Genomic DNA, 17,584 nt, shown 5'->3' with positions numbered 1-17,584 from the left:
ATGAAACAGTGGTTTCATTTTAACATCATTAATTGAACTAGATAATGGACGTTTATTTAATTGCAGGCATAACCTTGCTTGTAGGGGCAGCCATAGGATATTTCCTTGGCAACAGTCTCATGAAGAAGAATGTGGCCAACTACGAGGAGGAAGCGAAGAAAAAAAGTGAAGAAATCCTTAGAAATGCTACACATTCCGCAGAAAGCATCAAAAAAGACAAGATGCTGGAAGCAAAAGAGCACTTTTTAAAATTGAAGGCTTCATTTGATGAAGAAAGTAATCAAAGAAAGAGCCAGATCTTACAGAACGAGCAGAGGGTTAAGCAGATGCAAAACCAAGTAGCTCAGCAAATCGAACAAAACAAGCGTTTAGAAAACGAACTAAACCTTAAATCCACTAAGCTGAATGAACAAATAGAAGCCGCCATCCGTAAACAGGAAGAGGCAGATAAGTTGCATCAGCAACAAGTGATCCAGTTAGAGAAGATCGCTAATCTCACCGCAGAGCAGGCTAAAAAAGAACTAGTAGAAGCCTTAAAACAAGAGGCTGAAACCAAGGCCTCAAGCTATATCAAGCAAACCATTGAAGAGGCTAAACTATCTGCAACGAAAGAAGCCAAAAAGATCGTTATTGAGACCATACAGCGTACTGCAGCAGAGCAAGCCATAGAAAACTGCGTATCTGTATTTAACATCGAGAGCGATGAAATCAAAGGAAAGATCATCGGTAGAGAAGGTAGAAACATCAGGGCTTTAGAAGCTGCTACCGGTGTAGAAGTGATCGTTGATGATACTCCTGAAGCTATAGTAATTTCCAGTTTTGATCCTGTAAGAAGGGAAGTGGCTCGTTTATCTATGCACCGTTTGGTTCAAGACGGTAGGATTCACCCGGCTAGAATTGAAGAAGTGGTGAACAAAACCCGTAAGGACATCGATAATGAGATCATAGAGATCGGAGAAAGAACCGTAATAGACCTAGGTATTCATGGCTTACATCCGGAATTGATCAAGATGGTGGGTAGAATGCGTTTCCGCTCATCTTATGGACAAAACCTTCTTCAGCACTCCAGAGAGGTGGCTAAACTTTGTGCGGCCATGGCTTCAGAAATGGGCTTAAACGTGAAGTTGGCTAAACGTGCGGGTCTATTGCATGATATCGGTAAAGTGAATAATGAAGAGTCAGATCTTCCTCACGCTTTACTAGGTATGGAATTGGCTAAGAAATACAAAGAGAATCCGGAAGTATGTAATGCTATCGGAGCTCACCATGATGAGATAGAAATGACTTCCTTGATTTCTCCTATTGTTCAGGTTTGTGATGCCATCTCAGGCTCTAGACCAGGTGCCAGAAGGGAAATGATGGAATCTTACGCCAGGAGATTAAGAGATCTTGAAGATCTGGCCCTCTCCTTTAAAGGCGTTGAGAAATGTTACGCTATCCAGGCAGGTAGGGAATTGAGAGTCATAGTAGATTCTGAAAACGTATCTGATGAGGAGGCAAACATGATGTCCTTTAATATCTCTCAAAAGATAGAGAAAGAAATGCAGTATCCCGGTCAAATCAAGGTTTGCGTCATAAGGGAGATGAGAAGTGTGAACTTCGCGAAATAATCAAAAGCGCTCCGAAAGGAGCGCTTATCTCCTCTTTGGCTAATTTCTGTTGTAAAATATAGCTTCGATTGCTGGATTGTTGATTTTACCCAACTTTGCCATTTTTTGTTGGAGTTTTGCGAAGTCGGTTAAATTAATTTGTACACTTTCAAGCCAGTTTTCCATTCTCACACGATTGAGTAAATCTCCTGTGGTAATTCTTTTTCTTTTTGCGTTTTTGTACCATTTAGTTCCTGGAAGTTGCTGCGATTTTTTTCGTTTGATTTGTGAGCTGCCAGTAAGATCATTGCGTAACATGCTGATATAAATTGGGGCACTTTCTCGACAGCTGTTTTCTCACGCACTTGTGCCTGTCCGCAGCCGATCAATGTTTTTTGATCACGAAAGCCTACCTCTATTTCCCACCTTCTAATATAAGCCTGTACAAGTAATTGGATATCTATATGCTGGGAGGTAGAAATTAGATAGGCAGGGTTTCGGTAAAGTAATTTGGAGCTTTTTGTAAGTCGGTAACTAACTGGACGAATAATGACTAGCATCAGGTTTCGCTCCCCGGATTTCCTCCACCTAACATTTTTTAGTGTTTTCACCTCAAAGACTCGTTTTTTACCTGCTGCCCATGCTTCTATCTTTTGGTATGGTATTTCTGGACTTTGCCGTATTTGTTCTGGTGTAGGTAACTCTCTTCCAAAATAAGGTTTTCTTCCCCTTTGATTTATTTTTACTTCGGCAGGAGAAAATAGCTTTGCATCTTTTCTTATTCTCCCTATTAATTCCACTCCGGCTGGCAGCTTTTTTATTACCGTTTCGTTGGTGTAACTACCATCAACACTTAACACCACTTTCTTATTAGAAAAACCGTCCGCATTTAAATCTTCTCTCAGAGAGAGGATACGCTGCAGACCTACTGCACTCATCTTCTCTTTCTTGTGTTGTTGCAAAAAAGTAGCTGTGGTTTGCTCGTCAGCGCCTTTAGTAGGCTTTTTTACTGGTGGACAATGGGTAAAGTCAACAGGAATTGCTCGAGAAGGCCCAAACACTCCCTTTTCTAGTAGCGATAAAGACACTTGAATAAAACGCTGCCCCCACACAAAATTACTGCTAAATGGCGGACCAAGTGGATCACGCATCCAACCCGTTCCGAAGATTTTCTTTCCTCGTTTACGTAGTAATGTATCGTCCATATGAGCATAAATATAAGGATGCTCCCAACCGTTAGTAAGTACTACTTCTTTGCGTATACAGCCAAATATCTTGCTCATATTCATTCGGCTGCCCTTAAAAAGGCGATAGGTAGCCGACCAGTCCAAGAACTGAGCACCACTGGCCGTTACCATTCCCGTAATAGTACATCGGCCAACACACGATAAAACACCTAAAGCAAGAGTCCGAGCTCGCTCAAAGGTTCTAAGTTGATTAAACGCTGGTAAGCACTTTTCAAATAATTCCCGAAAAGAACAAATTAGACCTTCCTTGGGAGTTTTTTTTTAAGCTCTTTTACAGAGTCGTCACTACGCTGTAGAACCAAACGTTGATGATCGTCAATCACCCATTCCACCACTTCTCCTTGCTGGAACTCTATGGCTTGCGCAACAGCAGCAGGAAAATTTACGTACCACTGCTCACTCTTGGCTCTCTTAATTAATTGAATTTTCGTCGGATATCCCATGTCTAGTCGTGTAACTAGATATAAATCTCACAAAAAAATGCGACAAATCAAAATCTGACGCACTTTTTTTTTAATATCTAGTAAATAACCAAACTCAAGAAAAGCGCTCCGAAAGGAGCGCTTATTTTTTGCCCGGACCTTTTACAAACTGTCCGCTATAAATTCCGGTAAACTCACCGTTCTTTAAAACCTGCTGACCATTCACCCACACATGCTCTACGCCTTCAGATAGGTGATGAGGGTCTGCATAAGTGCTGTTTTCTTTCAGGTCTTCTAAAGTAAAAACCACCACATCTGCCTTATAACCTTCTTTAAGTAATCCGCGATCTTTGATCTTCAAGCGCTGGCATGGTAGGAATGTCAATTTGTGAATCGCATTCGGCAAAGAGAGCACTTTTTCATCCCTGACATATTTTGATAATAGCCGATTGAAATTTCCGTATGCTCGAGGATGCACATTGGACTTTAAGAATACTCCCTCTGGTGCTAAGGATGAGGCATCCGAGCCAAAAGTCATATAGGGCAATTGCATTTGTTTTTTCAAATTCTCTTCTGACATTAGGAAGTATACTACTCCAACTCTGGAGTCATCTTGAACCACTAGATCCATGGCCGTTTCATACCATGTCTTTCCTCTTAATTGTGCCACTTCACTCAGAGTTTTACCCGTATATTTCTTCAGGCTATCCTGTTTGAATCCTATCAATAAGGTTTGATCAGGTCCTGCGGCAAGGCAAAGGTTCTCCCAACTTTTTTGTTTGATCTGCATTTCATTGCCCACCTTTTTACGGATCGCAGGATCTTGTAAACGTTTCCTCCACTCATCAAGTCCTCCTTCTTGTACCCATGTAGGCATAGCGGCATCTAAGCCCGTAGCTCCGGCAGTATAATTGTACATATTGGCCGTAATGGATAAGCCTTTGGCTCTAGCACTATCTATTTTGTATAGGACGGAGGAGATCTTAGGCCAATTGTCCTTTCCAGCAAGTTTCAAATGGTAGATTTCTGCAGGAATTTTGGCTTCTTTACTAATGGTGATCAGCTCATTTAAAGCCGCATCTATGGCATTCCCCTCAGAGCGCAGATGACTGATATACATACCTCCATATTCTCCCGCCGTTCGTGCTAAATCTATTAGCTCTTCTGTGTCAGCATAAGAGCCAGGAGCATAAATCAGAGAGGTACCTAGGCCCATAGCTCCTTCTTTCATAGCCTCTGCCACCAGTGCTTTCATTTGTTGCAATTCTTCCTTTGTAGCCTTCCTGTTTTCAAAGCCCATAACACAGATGCGTACGGTCTCAGCTCCTACGAAGGATGCAACGTTTGTAGCTATTCCTTTTTGCTCTAAATGGTTAAGATATTCTCCCAGAGTCTTCCAGGAAACGGTGTACTTTATATCTCCCTGCGTTTTTTCCATATAATGGGTAAGCTCTGTATTCAAAGGCCCCATGGAAGAACCTTCGCCCATGATTTCTAAAGTAACCCCTTGCTTTAACCCACTTAGAGATCTCCCATCCTGAAGAAGGCTTTCGTTTGCCCAACTTAGCATGTTCACAAAACCCGGACTTACGATCTTTCCTTTGGCGTCTATGAGCTGGTCTGCGGTAGCGCCTTTGAGAACAGGACCCACGTAAACGATCTCTTCCCCTTGAATAGCCACATCACCTACATAAGGGGTATTCCCTGTTCCGTCATGAATTAGGCCATTGTGGATAATAACATCATAATGTAGTTTGTCTTTGCAGCCCACAAGGAACAGCAGCAGTAATAGTTTTATTTTCATTTAGGGAAAGTATATCCTTTTCTATAATCTCTTCTTAATAATTTATCATCTGTTGAACCCAAGGTTTCTTTTACGGGGTCCCAATGTAGCGTTTTCCCGGCATTTAGGGCTGCTACCCCCAAAAGACTCATGTTCGTGGCTCTATGTCCTTTGATGATGTCAGCAAATGGGGTCTTTTTGTTTTCGATACTTTGCATAAAATCATTCCAGACCAAATCTATGTTTTGGCTATCCGGCTGATTTAGTTGGGCATCCTCGTGGATGACCGTTGATTTGCTGTCCTTAGGGTAGAAGGTCCAGCCGTTCATCCATCCCATATGAAAGGTGCCTTCTGTACCATGGAAATAGACTCCCACATTCTCGGTTTTGCTTTGGCCTCTACCATTCAGGTTAGAGTGTTCCCAGATGCAGTTGAACTCTTCAAATTCGTACAAGACCACTTGAGATTCCGGAGAATTCTGGTCATCATTCTTTATCTTTTTGCTAGCTAGGCTATGTATAGATTTGGGTCCAATCTCCTCTGTCCACCACAGGATCTGGTCAAACCAATGCGGCCCCCAGTCGCCCAGTTGCCCATTCGCAAACTCCATTCTTTGTCGCCACCCTCTAGGATGAATACTCTTCATATAGGGTACCAATGGAGCAGGACCACACCATTTGTCCCAGTCTAATCCTTCTGGTATGGCTTGCTCAGGGCTAGGATTTCCAGGCCAGTAATTATAATGCACAAAGGCCCTAACTTCTTTGATCACTCCTACTTTTCCGGATTTCAAAAAGTTCATCCCGCTGACATTATGGGGAGAAAACCTTCGGTGGAAGCCTACGGTACAGACCTTGCCGCTATCTGCCACTGCCTTGCAGATGGCTTGTCCTTCCGCTATGGTATGGCCAATAGGTTTTTCTAAATACAGATGGGAACCTGACTTTAGAGCAGCAATGGCTATAAGCGCGTGCCAATGGTCCGGAGTGGCATTGATTACGATGTCCGGTTTTTCCTTTTGTAAGAGCTCTTCGTAGTCCGTATAGATTTTGGGGTTAAATGAGCTGATTTTCCTCACTTCCTCATAGCATTTTTGGACTTGATTTCTATCTACATCACAGAGAGCTACTAGTCGGCACCCCCCATGTTTGAGTGCTTCCCGGAGTATATTTGTACCCCACCAACCGCTACCTATCAGTGCTAGTGTATAAGTTGTTTTATGGGCATGTACAAGGAAAGGGCGGGAGATCAGTGCTCCGGCCGCTAATGTCTTGATGAATTCAGACCTGTTCATAGCTAGTAGAGTATACTAGCAAGTTATTTCTTTATTGTGAATTTTCCAAGGCATGCAGGAATCTGTGCGGATCCTGGAGGAAGGAATGGGTCAATTGATAGTGAGGAGTTTCTCTATAACTTACCTTTTGGATCTGACCTTCTTCAATCAATAAGATGTCAGCCATAGGCAGCGCCATGATAATGGGAGAATGCGTGGCTATTATAAATTGCGCCTGATGATTCTTTACGGCATCTTGAATGAGGAGGATGAGGCTCAACTGTCGAGCCGGAGACAGTGCAGCTTCCGGTTCATCAATGAGATATAGGCCTTTACCTGTTATTCTTTGGTTAAAGAATTTAAGAAATCCTTCCCCATGAGACATTCCGTTCAGGTTCTCTGTATACTTATCTATGTAGGCTTTTTTTTCGGCGCGAAGGGGAGAAAGAGCTTTTTCCAGGTCACCCCCGGCCCAGTTTGCTTGAATATCTTCTATCTCTGCATCAAGTTCCGCGAGGTTTCTAAGGAGTTGCTTCACAAATCCCAAAAAATCTTCCGCTCTCACGAAGAAACCTGAGCGAGAGCGTTCAGCGTAGCGTAAGCTTAGGTATTTGCCCAGCTTTCTGGCCGATTCCATTAATGGATCTTCTTCCAGGCTGTATTCACCTACAGAGGGAACACCGCTAGCATAGGCTATGGCTTCCAGTAAGGTGGATTTCCCTGCGCCATTTTCACCTACAAGAAAGGTGATAGGGGAGGTAAGAGATATAGAGGGGAGATTTCGTACCAAGTCGAGATTAAAGGGAAACTCGTTCCCTTCCGGCTCATTCCTTAGTCCGAAACCTTGTAAGATCATACAGTAACTACGCTCAACATTTCTGCTACCGTCTGTTCTATGCCGGCAGCGTCAAAACCGCATTCAGCCCACAATTGGTACTGTTCTCCATGTTCTACGGTGCGATCAGGGATACCTAATCTTCTAACTTTTGCTGAGTATCCGTGTTCTACCATGAATTCTAAAATAGCAGAACCTATTCCTCCCATTAGGCAGCCGTCTTCTACCGTAATAACTCTGTCAAACTTTTGGAACACTTCATGTAAAAGTTCCTCATCCAGAGGTTTAGCAAAACGCATATCATAATGAGCAATGCTATAAGGAGAATTTTGAATGGCTTTGCTGGCCTCATTTCCTATAGGACCAAAGCTCAAGATAGCAATGTCTTCTCCGTCTTTCAGTTTTCTGCCTTTGCCTACCTGAATGGCAGAAAAAGGTTTTTTCCAATCTGGCATAACTCCTTCTCCGCGAGGGTAACGAAGGGTGATAGCTTGATGTCCGCTTTGGAACTCATCAGATTGAGCTAGGAACATGAGATTTCTCAACTCCTCTTCATTCATAGGGGAGGCGACCACCATGTTCGGGATGCAACGCATGTATGCTATGTCATAAGCACCGTGGTGAGTAGGGCCATCAGCACCTGCAAAGCCGGCACGATCTAAGCAGAAAATCACGGGTAATTGCTGTATACAAACATCATGTATAACCTGGTCATAAGCCCTTTGCATAAAGGAGCTGTAGATGTTACAGAAGACGGTTAGTCCCTGAGTGGCCATTCCTGCAGAAAGAGTTACGGCGTGTTGTTCCGCAATACCTACATCAAAAGCTCTGTCAGGCATGGCTTTCATCATGATGTTCAGTGAAGAGCCGGATGGCATAGCAGGGGTTATACCTACGATCTTGGGATTTTGCTCTGCCAGTTCTACAATAGTATGTCCAAATACATCCTGGAATTTAGGAGGCATAGGAACGGTGTATACCTTTTTCTTGATTTCTCCGGTAACCTTGTCGAAAAGACCAGGTGCATGCCATTTGGTTTGGTCTTGTTCGGCGGGTTTATACCCTTTCCCTTTTACGGTGATACAGTGTAGGATCTTTGGTCCCGGAATGTCTTTAAGATCATTTAGTACCGAAACCAAATGATCAATATCATGACCGTCAATAGGACCGAAATATCTAAGATTCAGCGCTTCGAAAATATTGCTCTGGCTAAGGAGTGTGCCTTTTATGGCATTTTCTACCTTCGCCACTATCTCTCTTGTACTTTTACCGAAGCTGCTGAATTTGCCCAATAAGTTCCATACTTCATCTTTGACTTTATTGTATGTCTTAGAAGTGGTGATATCTGTCAGATATTCTTTAAGGGCACCTACATTGGGGTCGATAGCCATACAGTTATCATTCAATATGATAAGTAAGTTAGCATCTTTCTCCATGCCCGCGTGGTTCATGCCTTCGAAAGCTAAACCGGCAGTGAGTGCCCCATCTCCAATGACAGCAATATGGTGTTTATCTTTTATTCCTTTATGGCGGGAGCCCATGGCCATACCTAAAGCGGCAGAAATGGAGGTAGAGGAGTGTCCTACTCCGAAGGCGTCATACTCGCTTTCCTTTATCTTAGGGAATCCGGAAATGCCTCCATACATACGATTTGTATAGAAAACATCCTTTCTACCTGTGATAATCTTGTGACCGTAGGCTTGATGTCCTACATCCCAAATCAACTGGTCATATGGCGTATTGAACACATAGTGCAGGGCAGTAGTTAATTCCACTACGCCTAAACTTGCGCCGAAATGCCCCCCGTTTACGGAGACGAGATCAATAATGAATTGTCTCAATTCCTGGCAAAATTGGGGCAACTGTTCAGGACTTAGTTTTTTCAGGTCTTCAGGACTGTTAACCTGCTTTAAAAGTTCACCTTGATTTGCTATCATGCTCTATTAATCTGCACTCTGACTGGCTTTGTGCAGTCTATTTTTTTCTTCATTACTAAGGCTGGAATATCCGCCTTTGTTAATCTTGTCTAAAAGATAATCTATCTCTTCTTCCGTAGGAGGTAACTCCCTATTGAACTGGATTACTTTGCCTCTTTCTGAACTCTTGTTTGGGGGGTACTTTTGGAAAATGGAGCGTTTGCGCGGTTGCAATACTTCCGTAATCCAAATTGATACCTTCTCCATGCCATAGGTGAGGTTAATACCCGTTCTCAGTAACTTCATTTGGACATAACCAAAAACAGCTCCTCCTAAGTCCAGAATACCCAAAGGAGGGTTTCTAAAGATAGATAATACTAAGAACGCTAAAACGAGTAATCTGGTTTTGATCCTTATCCCAAAAAATAACATTTCACTCTCGGGATTAAGAGCCACATAGGCATACATTAAGGCGAATCCTCCCGGTGAGGCCCCGTACAGAAAGCCGGAGTAGGTAAGTTCTTTGTTTAGTAAACTAAAAACACTCCAAACTATGAGGTAAAAAGCTACTGCAAAGTAGGACCCCGCCAGATAGGTCATCAACATTTTTCTACCCCCAATAAAGTCTGCTAGCATATTTCCAAACCAGTAGATCATCATCACATCAAAGATCATAGAAAACAATCCTCTCTGAGTGAAGGGATGAAAAAGAAGTGTCCAAGGATGAGTAACTACCTGTATTATATTGCTGCTGGTAAGCGTGTTTTGGTCAAAACTTAAAGGGCTTACCACAGATTCAGGAATCAAGCTTAGGGTAAAACGTATAAGGGTAAAGCCAAAGAACACGATCAGGTTGATCATGATCAACTGCGTAGCTTGATTGCTGTTCCTTTTGAATACTTCCGCTATGTCAGTGAAGACTTTGCCCATTTATTTTAAGATACTTATCGAAAAGTACTACGAATTTAGTAAAAGTTTCGTTTTTTGAAGTGAAAAAATTGTAATAATATAAAACCCGTAATTAGTCCTCCTATGTGAGCCCAATGCGCTATTCCGCTTCCTGTTCTTTGGAATCCCTGAACGATCTCGAAAATAGCATACATGGCCACAAAATATTTGGCTTTAATGGGAACAGGCAAGAAGAGTAACATCATTTCAATATTCGGGAAGATCATGGCAAAGGCTACCAGGATTCCAAATATAGCTCCAGAAGCTCCTAGCATGGATTTGATCGACAAAAATCTCTGTGTGGCATCTGAAATAGGATACTGGAAAAAGGTATAGTAATCAATGGCCATATTGAAAAGAGCTGCGCCTATACCACAAATCAAATAGTATTTCAAGAACTTCTTTGATCCCATATACATCTCAATTGCCGGTCCGAAGATGAGCAAAGCAAACATGTTTGAGAACAAATGCATAAAGGTATCTCTACTGTGTAAGAACATATAGGTTACAATCTGCCACGGCTTGAAATTGGGATTCCAGAGATCCGGTGTTCCGGGAAGTACAGGATTGTACATGGAAAATAGCTGTCTGATCACATCATTTGGCGAGAAATTAGCCAGAAGGTGGATGAGCACATTAGCTATTAGCAGATTTTTTACCGTAGGCGTAAGGTTTGAAAACATAATTTATGCATTTAAAATAAGTTCACCTACCTGTTCCAGAGGAAGAATGCGCATGATAGGCTTGCCGTCAGGACTAATGGATGGCATAGCGGTTTCAAACAACTGGTCGATCAGGTGGGTTAATTCTTTTTTCTCTAAGGTTTTTGTTTGTCGGGCGGCATACCTTTTAGCTAAGGTACGTGCTAAAGTTTCCTTTTTACTGTTGTCTCTATGATTTTCGTTCTCCTTAAAGGCCTCAAGTATGCCTTTAAAAAGTACAGCCTCATCCTCATCTGAAAAATGGGAAGGAACACCATTGATCAGATAAGTATTCGTACCGAATTCTTCAATGCTAAAGCCAATTCCACGTATCAGATCCAGTAGATCCTGGCTCAAAGCGTAATCTAAAGCCGATAAAGTTACGGTTTTAGGGAAGAGCAATTGTTGGCTCACATTCTGAGCCGACTGCATGTCCTTTAGGTATTTTTCATACAGCACCCTTTCGTAGGCATATCTTTGGTGAATGATCATCAGACCACTTTTGACCTGGGTTAAGATATAGGTTTGGTGCAGTTGAAGAATCTGGGTCTCATCCGTTTTTTGGTAGTCGTCCGGCTCTTCCCTATTGGCTTTGCTGGTAAAGAGTACGGTTTGTTCCGCCTCTGTATTTACCACTGAGCTATAGGATTCAAACATTTTTTCCCAGTTGTCCAGATTCTCTTTTTTATTGATTTCTGAACCCACATAGGTTCTGGGAGAAGGCTTTAAACTTGGGGTTTCCCTTACAGGCATTTCAAAACCAGAGGTCAGGTTGATGTTTGCATCAAAATCTATGCTTGGAGTGAGATTATACACACCTATGGACTGCTTAACGGCAGATCTCAGAACGGCGTAGATGAGTTGCTCATTATCAAACTTGATCTCTGTCTTAGTAGGGTGTATGTTGATGTCAATATTTTCCGGGTGGATTTCCAGGAATAGGGTATAAAAAGGGTGAGTTCCCTCCGGAATAGCGCTTTCGAAGGCATTCACAACTGCGTGGTGCAGGTAGTTGCTCTTGATAAATCTTTTGTTGACAAAGAAGTATTGATCTCCTTTGGTTTTTTTAGCGGATTGAGGTTTTCCCACGTATCCTGTGATTTTGACCACATCCGTTTCAATTTCGCATTTGGCTAATTGATCCCTGTAGGACTTGTCAAGGGCGTCTGTGATCCTTTTGCTTAGTCGTGCGGCGGGGAGGTTCATCACCTCAATGTCATTGTGGTAGAGGATGAAGGAGACGTCAGGATGGGCTAGTGCCACTCTTTGGAACTCTTCAATGATGTGCTTCATTTCTACCGGATTGCTTTTGAGAAACTTTCTCCGGGCAGGCACATTGAAGAAGAGATTTTTTACGGCTATACTGGTTCCTTTAGCCGCTTGTATAAAGTCTTGTTCAACTACTTCTGAGCCTTCTATTCTAATGAGGGTTCCTACTTCATCCTCTTCTCTACGGGTCTTCATTTCCACTTGGGCAACGGCGGCTATGGAAGCCAAAGCTTCTCCCCGGAAGCCCATAGTACGGATATTAAAGAGGTCAATAGACTCTTTGATTTTGGATGTAGCATGCCTCTCAAAACTCATTCTTGCGTCAGTGGGAGACATGCCGGAGCCGTCATCTATCACCTGAATCAGGGTTTTCCCGGATTCTTTGACTATGAGTTTGAGATTTAATGCACCGGCATCTATGGAGTTTTCTAACAGTTCTTTCACCACGGAAGCCGGACGCTGCACTACCTCACCGGCAGCAATCTGGTTTGCGATAGCATCTGAAAGAAGTTTGATTTTATCCATATTATTTTTTTTCTAGAACAATGCCTTCAAAACGTACGCCTTCCCAACCGTTTTTCATGAATTGACGGATGTTTTGATGATTATCTCCTTCTGGATCTGCAAGGACGGACTGATAATGCTCCGCAAAAAGTAATAACGTATCCTCCTTACTAAGGTTCAAAAGTTTTGCAAAATACAAAACCTTTGCGCTTCCTTGGTTTTGGGTTTCGGAATTATATGCATCTCCGTTCTGGAAGGCAGTGGGACTGACTTTGTAATTATTCTCTATATACTGAATTATCTCTGTGAAAGGTAAATTTTGGTCTTTAACCTGACTTAAAAAATCTTCCATTGTTTACTGTTTAATCTGCAAAAATCGCTTCTACGGGTGGAGAATCAAAACCTAGGGGGTGGAAAATAATTTTTTACTTCTTGAACTAGAGTAGTCCAGTTATCAAGAAAAATAGTATATCTTTTAGGAACTTCAACCTAACTATATGAATCAATTACCCGTAGTTGACCTGATTATTATTGGCTTTTACCTTGTAGGAATGGTATTAGTAGGCGTTTACTTTTCCAAGAAGAATAAAACGGCAGAAGAGTTTACAAGAGCAGCGGGTAGAATTCCCGGTTGGGCTATAGGTATTTCAATCTACGCCACATTTCTCAGTTCAAATACATTTTTGGGGGTTCCAGGAAAAGCATTCGGTACAAATTGGAACGCCTTTGTTTTTAGCTTATCTATGCCTTTTGCTGCTTGGATTGCCACTAAGTACTTTGTGCCTTTTTATAGAAGTACAGGGGAAGTGTCTGCGTATACTCACTTGGAAAAAAGGTTTGGTTCATGGGCTAGGACGTATGCTGTGATTTGCTTCCTGCTAACTCAATTAGCAAGAATCGGATCCATATTCTTTGGAATTTCTCTCACCTTGCAAGCTTTGACAGGATATAGCATGGTAAGCATCATGTTAGTGACAGGTGTTTGTATTGTTATTTATACCGTACTGGGGGGTATTGAGGCGGTGATCTGGACGGAAGTAGTCCAGGGAGTTTTAAAAACCTTAGGCGCAGTAGTGATTCTCTACCTTGTAGTTAAAGAGGTTCCTGGTGGAGTTCAGGAGATTATTGATATAGGACAAAGGGATAACAAGTTTAATTTAGGAACATTTTCTCCTGATTTCTTTACTTCTAGTTTCTGGGTGGTCCTTTTATACGGCTTCTTCATCAACCTCAATAACTTTGGCATGGACCAAAATTATGTACAGAGATACCATACGGCAAATTCTGCAAAAGAAGCTGGGAAATCCGTTTGGCTCTGCGTATGGATTTACTTGCCTGTCTCCCTCTTGTTTTTTGTTATCGGTTCCTGTCTTTATGCTTATTACCAGCAACAACCGGATTGGATTCAGGAAGTGTCCTTGCGTGCGGCTTCTGAGCGATTAAATCTCCCTATAGAATCTCAAGAGGTGATCCGTTTAGCCTCTACTTTACAGCCTTCTGATTATGGTGATAAGATCATGCCGCATTTCATGGTCCATAAGATTCCAAAAGGGTTGCTAGGACTGATAATATCTGCTCTTTTATCCGCAGCTATGAGTACCATTAGCTCCGGGATGAATGCTTCAGCTACGGTATTTACTGAAGATATTTATAAGAGATATTTTGCTAAAACTTCCGGAGATCACATGAAGATTCTTTATTCAGCCACTGTTCTGGTAGGAGTATTGGGTATGCTTTGTGGAATGGCTATGATAGGGATCAAGAGCATCTTAGATGCTTGGTGGACCTTGTCGGGAATATTTGCAGCAGGCATGTTAGGTCTTTTCCTTTTAGGTATCTGGAGTAAGGATGCAAAGGATATAGATGCAAAATGGGCTACTGCCATTGGTATTTTAGTGATCCTTTGGATGACCTTAAGTCCATTCTATGGAGGATTAATGCTGCATTCCAATATGACCATAGTAGTGGGTACCTTAACTATTTTTTTGGTAGGGAATTTCATGCAAAAACGTAGAGTATCATGAAGAAGTTTGTGCCGGTAATGCTTACTCCATTTAAGGAGAATGAAGAGATCGACTTTGAAGGTCTCAAACGCCTGATAGATTTCTATTTAGATAGTGGGGCGGGCGGGATGTTTGCCAACTGCCTTTCAAGCGAAATGTACCATCTCAGTAGACAGGAAAGATTGGAACTGTGCGAATTCGTGGTCCGGTATATAGATGGCAAAGTGCCGGTGGTAGCTACAGGTTCTTTTGGAATAAATCTGGATGAATGTTCCCATTCCATCAAAGAAATTTATTCAACAGGGGTTTATGGAGTGATAGTTATCAGTGGATTACTATCCAAAGAGAATGCGGGAGACCAAGACTTTCGTTTGGCTACATCAAAATTACTGGAAGAAACAGAAGACATACCTTTAGGATTCTATGAATGTCCCGTCCCCTACAAGAGAATCATTCAACCTGATCATTTGGGAGAATTAGTGGAAAGTGGAAGAGTTATCTATCATAAGGATACTTGTTTGGATATAAATCAGATTAAAGAAAAATTGAAAGCGTGTGAAAAACAGTCTTCCTTTGGACTATATGATGCATATATGGTTCATGCGGTAGAAAGTTTGAAGGCTGGTTCTGCAGGATTGTCTTGTATACAGGGGAATTACTTCCCGGAATTGATAGTTTGGCTATGTGAACACTATGCTGATGAATCAGATAAAGTAGAAATGGTGCAGGCATTCTTTACAAATAATATGGATTTGATGCACAGGACTTACCCTGCCAGTGCAAAGTATATCTTAAGGAAAAGAGGATTACCCATTTCTGAGTTTTGTAGAAATGGAAGTTCTACCAGGGATTATGCGGAGCTTGACGAACTATGGAATAGATTTGTGGAAGTGAAAAGAACCCTTGAATTATGAACAAATTAGTTCTATTAATACTCCTATCTTATTGTGCATTTGCCCAAACCCCTCCCGGCACCATAGTGGCTTATGAACCTGCCAGCGCGGAAAGGTATATAGGTTCGCCAAGCTTAGCTACTTTGCCTAATGGAGATTATGTGGCCTCTCACGATTTTTTTGGTCCGAAGAGTTCGGAATGGCAACAAGCCACTACCCGGATTTATTCTTCCAATGACAAAGGAAGAACCTGGAGATTCTTATCCGAAATTCAAGGAGCTTTTTGGTCTAGCCTTTTTGTACAAAGAGGAGAACTTTACCTTCTGGGCCCAGATAGACATCACGGAACAGTCCTCATCCGTAAGTCTATAGATGGAGGGAGAACCTGGACTAGCCCCACTAGGAAAGATAATGGCGTCTTACTAACAGGAGAGTTTCATTGTGCTCCTATGCCAGTGGTGGAGCATAATGGGAGACTTTGGCGACCTATGGAAACGGCCCACGGCCCCATACTGCAATGGGGGAAAAGATACGGAGCAATGGTCATGTCTGCTCCAGTAGATGCAGATCTTCTAGATTCTAAATCATGGACCACTAGTACTTCTCTTCTGTATGATAGCACTTATAATAATGGCGACTTTAACGGTTGGCTAGAAGGTAATTTTGTAGTAGGAAAAGGAGGAGAAATGTGGAACATCCTGCGCGTGGCTAATCAAAAAAGTATAGATGAAAGGGCGGCATTTGTAAGAATTTCTGAGGATGGGAAAAGGTTGAGTTTAGATGGATTCTATCCCTTTGAAGGTGGATCTAAGAAGTTTGTCATACGGTACGACTCTGTTTCCGGGAAGTATTGGACACTGGTCAATGCAGTGCCTGAAAAGTACAGAAAGCAGTTTCCACAAAGGAATCCTTCCAGCATGAGAAATGTGCTGGTTCTAAGAAGTTCATCCGACCTGAAAACATGGCAAGACGAGAAAGTGGTACTCGAACATCCGGATGTGTTATTTCATGGTTTCCAATATGTGGACTGGCATTTTGAAGGGGAAGATATAGTGTTTTTATCACGTACCGCGCATTTTGACGGAAAAGAAAATGCACACAATAATCACGATGCTAACTACCTGACGTTTCACCGTATACCTCATTTCAGATGAAAAGGATCTTATTTTTCTTTATTACCATTTCTGCATTTGCTCAAAAACGGGGTTTGATTCATGAAGGATTGGTGTATCCTTTAGATAAGAAGCCTACTGCCCAATGCCATGCTTCCACTTTACTAGAGGTAAATGACGGCATACTCTGTGCCTTCTTTGCCGGTACCCATGAAAAACATGCAGATGTGGGAATCCGGGTTGCAAGGTTTAAAGAGGGAAAATGGTCTTGGCCCGTGGAAGTGGTCAATGGTTATGTGAATGACACTCTCCGATATCCTACCTGGAATCCGGTTTTATTTCGGCCAAAAGATGGTCCTATCTATCTGTTTTATAAAGTAGGGCCGGATGTGGACCATTGGTGGGGTGCTTATGTAACTTCGGAGGATGAGGGATTAACCTGGTCTACCCCACAAGTGATGGGGAAGCATGCTATAGTTGGTGATTTACTAGGTCCCGTGAAGAATAAGGCCATCCAGCTACCTGATGGAACCATCATTTCTCCCACCAGTATGGAAAGGAGGGGTACTGAAAATGGAAGGGACTGGAGGATATATTTTGAAGTCAGTAAGGACAATGGCAAAAATTGGCAAGTAATTCCACCCATCAATGATGGAGTGCAATATGATGCTATACAGCCTAGCATTTTGATTCATAAAAATGGAGATCTACAGATACTTGCTCGTACACTACAAGATGTATTGGTCACTAGTTGGTCGAAGGACAAAGGCAAAACCTGGAGCCCATTAACGCCTAGTGGCTTACCCAATCCTAATTCGGGAACGGATGCCTTGACGCTTCAGGATGGGAGGCATGTTTTGGTCTATAATCATTCTGTAAGGTCAGGAGAAAACAGAAATGTATTAAATGTTGCTGTTTCAGAAGATGGGGTAGATTGGAAAATGGTTAGTGTGCTAGAAAATGTGCCTATACATTCGGGTTATTCCTATCCTGCAGTTATTCAGACGAAAGATGGGAAAGTGCATATTTCCTATACCTATGCCCGTCAATCCATAAAACATATGATCTTTGATCCTTCAAAATGGTAA

Annotated in this window: 15 protein-coding genes; 5 read left to right on the top strand and 10 right to left on the bottom strand. The window is 42.2% G+C overall.

The window, feature by feature from the left end; genetic code table 11:
- The first annotated feature begins 44 nt into the window (after positions 1–44).
- Positions 45–1,610, top strand: coding sequence for a ribonuclease Y (gene rny, locus LBYS_RS09435; RefSeq protein WP_013408649.1), 1,566 nt, complete (start codon positions 45–47; stop codon positions 1,608–1,610).
- 167 nt (positions 1,611–1,777) lie between these two features.
- Here rny and LBYS_RS09430 read toward each other — a convergent pair whose 3' ends face one another.
- From LBYS_RS09430 to LBYS_RS09385, 10 genes are all read right to left on the bottom strand, one after another.
- Positions 1,778–3,073 (bottom strand): IS701 family transposase, encoded by a 1,296-nt coding sequence (locus LBYS_RS09430; RefSeq protein WP_229310479.1) that lies wholly within the window; start codon positions 3,071–3,073, stop codon positions 1,778–1,780.
- Positions 3,073–3,279 carry a hypothetical protein gene (locus tag LBYS_RS09425; protein ID WP_013408218.1) on the bottom strand — a complete coding sequence of 69 codons (207 nt, stop codon included), beginning with the start codon at positions 3,277–3,279 and terminating at the stop codon, positions 3,073–3,075. The genes LBYS_RS09430 and LBYS_RS09425 overlap by 1 nt, the downstream gene beginning before the upstream one ends.
- A gap of 121 nt (positions 3,280–3,400) precedes the next feature.
- Positions 3,401–5,062 carry an N-acyl-D-amino-acid deacylase family protein gene (locus LBYS_RS09420; RefSeq protein ID WP_013408647.1) on the bottom strand — a complete coding sequence of 554 codons (1,662 nt, stop codon included), beginning with the start codon at positions 5,060–5,062 and terminating at the stop codon, positions 3,401–3,403.
- Complete coding sequence (locus LBYS_RS09415; protein WP_013408646.1) at positions 5,059–6,336, bottom strand: Gfo/Idh/MocA family protein; 1,278 nt, start codon at positions 6,334–6,336, stop codon at positions 5,059–5,061. The genes LBYS_RS09420 and LBYS_RS09415 overlap by 4 nt, the downstream gene beginning before the upstream one ends.
- 31 nt (positions 6,337–6,367) lie before the next feature.
- On the bottom strand, positions 6,368–7,171 hold the full coding sequence (locus LBYS_RS09410; RefSeq protein WP_013408645.1) for an AAA family ATPase: 804 nt from the start codon (positions 7,169–7,171) through the stop codon (positions 6,368–6,370).
- Positions 7,168–9,087 (bottom strand): 1-deoxy-D-xylulose-5-phosphate synthase, encoded by a 1,920-nt coding sequence (gene dxs / locus LBYS_RS09405; RefSeq protein ID WP_013408644.1) that lies wholly within the window; start codon positions 9,085–9,087, stop codon positions 7,168–7,170. The genes LBYS_RS09410 and dxs overlap by 4 nt, the downstream gene beginning before the upstream one ends.
- Before the next feature lie 6 nt (positions 9,088–9,093).
- On the bottom strand, positions 9,094–9,996 hold the full coding sequence (locus LBYS_RS09400; protein ID WP_013408643.1) for a rhomboid family intramembrane serine protease: 903 nt from the start codon (positions 9,994–9,996) through the stop codon (positions 9,094–9,096).
- Positions 9,997–10,031: 35 nt separating this feature from the next.
- Positions 10,032–10,697: a rhomboid family intramembrane serine protease gene (locus LBYS_RS09395; RefSeq protein ID WP_013408642.1), complete on the bottom strand. Its 666-nt coding sequence runs from the start codon at positions 10,695–10,697 to the stop codon at positions 10,032–10,034.
- Positions 10,698–10,700: 3 nt separating this feature from the next.
- Positions 10,701–12,509, bottom strand: coding sequence for a DNA mismatch repair endonuclease MutL (gene mutL / locus LBYS_RS09390; RefSeq protein WP_013408641.1), 1,809 nt, complete (start codon positions 12,507–12,509; stop codon positions 10,701–10,703).
- 1 nt (position 12,510) lies between these two features.
- Positions 12,511–12,840 carry a HopJ type III effector protein gene (locus LBYS_RS09385; protein ID WP_013408640.1) on the bottom strand — a complete coding sequence of 110 codons (330 nt, stop codon included), beginning with the start codon at positions 12,838–12,840 and terminating at the stop codon, positions 12,511–12,513.
- Between the two features lie 145 nt (positions 12,841–12,985).
- On the opposite strand from LBYS_RS09385, the gene LBYS_RS09380 reads away from it, so the two are divergent.
- Genes LBYS_RS09380 through LBYS_RS09365 form a run of 4 tightly spaced genes read left to right on the top strand, consistent with a single transcriptional unit; the run spans position 12,986 to position 17,584 of the window.
- Positions 12,986–14,512, top strand: coding sequence for a sodium:solute symporter family protein (locus LBYS_RS09380; RefSeq protein WP_013408639.1), 1,527 nt, complete (start codon positions 12,986–12,988; stop codon positions 14,510–14,512).
- Positions 14,509–15,405: a dihydrodipicolinate synthase family protein gene (locus LBYS_RS09375; RefSeq protein WP_013408638.1), complete on the top strand. Its 897-nt coding sequence runs from the start codon at positions 14,509–14,511 to the stop codon at positions 15,403–15,405. Before LBYS_RS09380 ends, LBYS_RS09375 begins: the two co-directional genes overlap by 4 nt.
- The gene (locus tag LBYS_RS09370; RefSeq protein ID WP_013408637.1) at positions 15,402–16,538 is read left to right on the top strand and encodes a sialidase family protein; all 1,137 of its coding nucleotides are present in this window, start codon (positions 15,402–15,404) and stop codon (positions 16,536–16,538) included. Before LBYS_RS09375 ends, LBYS_RS09370 begins: the two co-directional genes overlap by 4 nt.
- A complete protein-coding gene (locus tag LBYS_RS09365) occupies positions 16,535–17,584 on the top strand; it encodes a sialidase family protein (RefSeq protein ID WP_013408636.1) in 1,050 nt (349 codons plus the stop codon). The genes LBYS_RS09370 and LBYS_RS09365 overlap by 4 nt, the downstream gene beginning before the upstream one ends.

Source organism: Leadbetterella byssophila DSM 17132 (genome assembly GCF_000166395.1).
In the GTDB taxonomy this organism is placed as follows: Bacteria; Bacteroidota; Bacteroidia; order Cytophagales; family Spirosomataceae; genus Leadbetterella; species Leadbetterella byssophila.
This window is presented reverse-complemented; position numbering and strand designations above follow the sequence as displayed.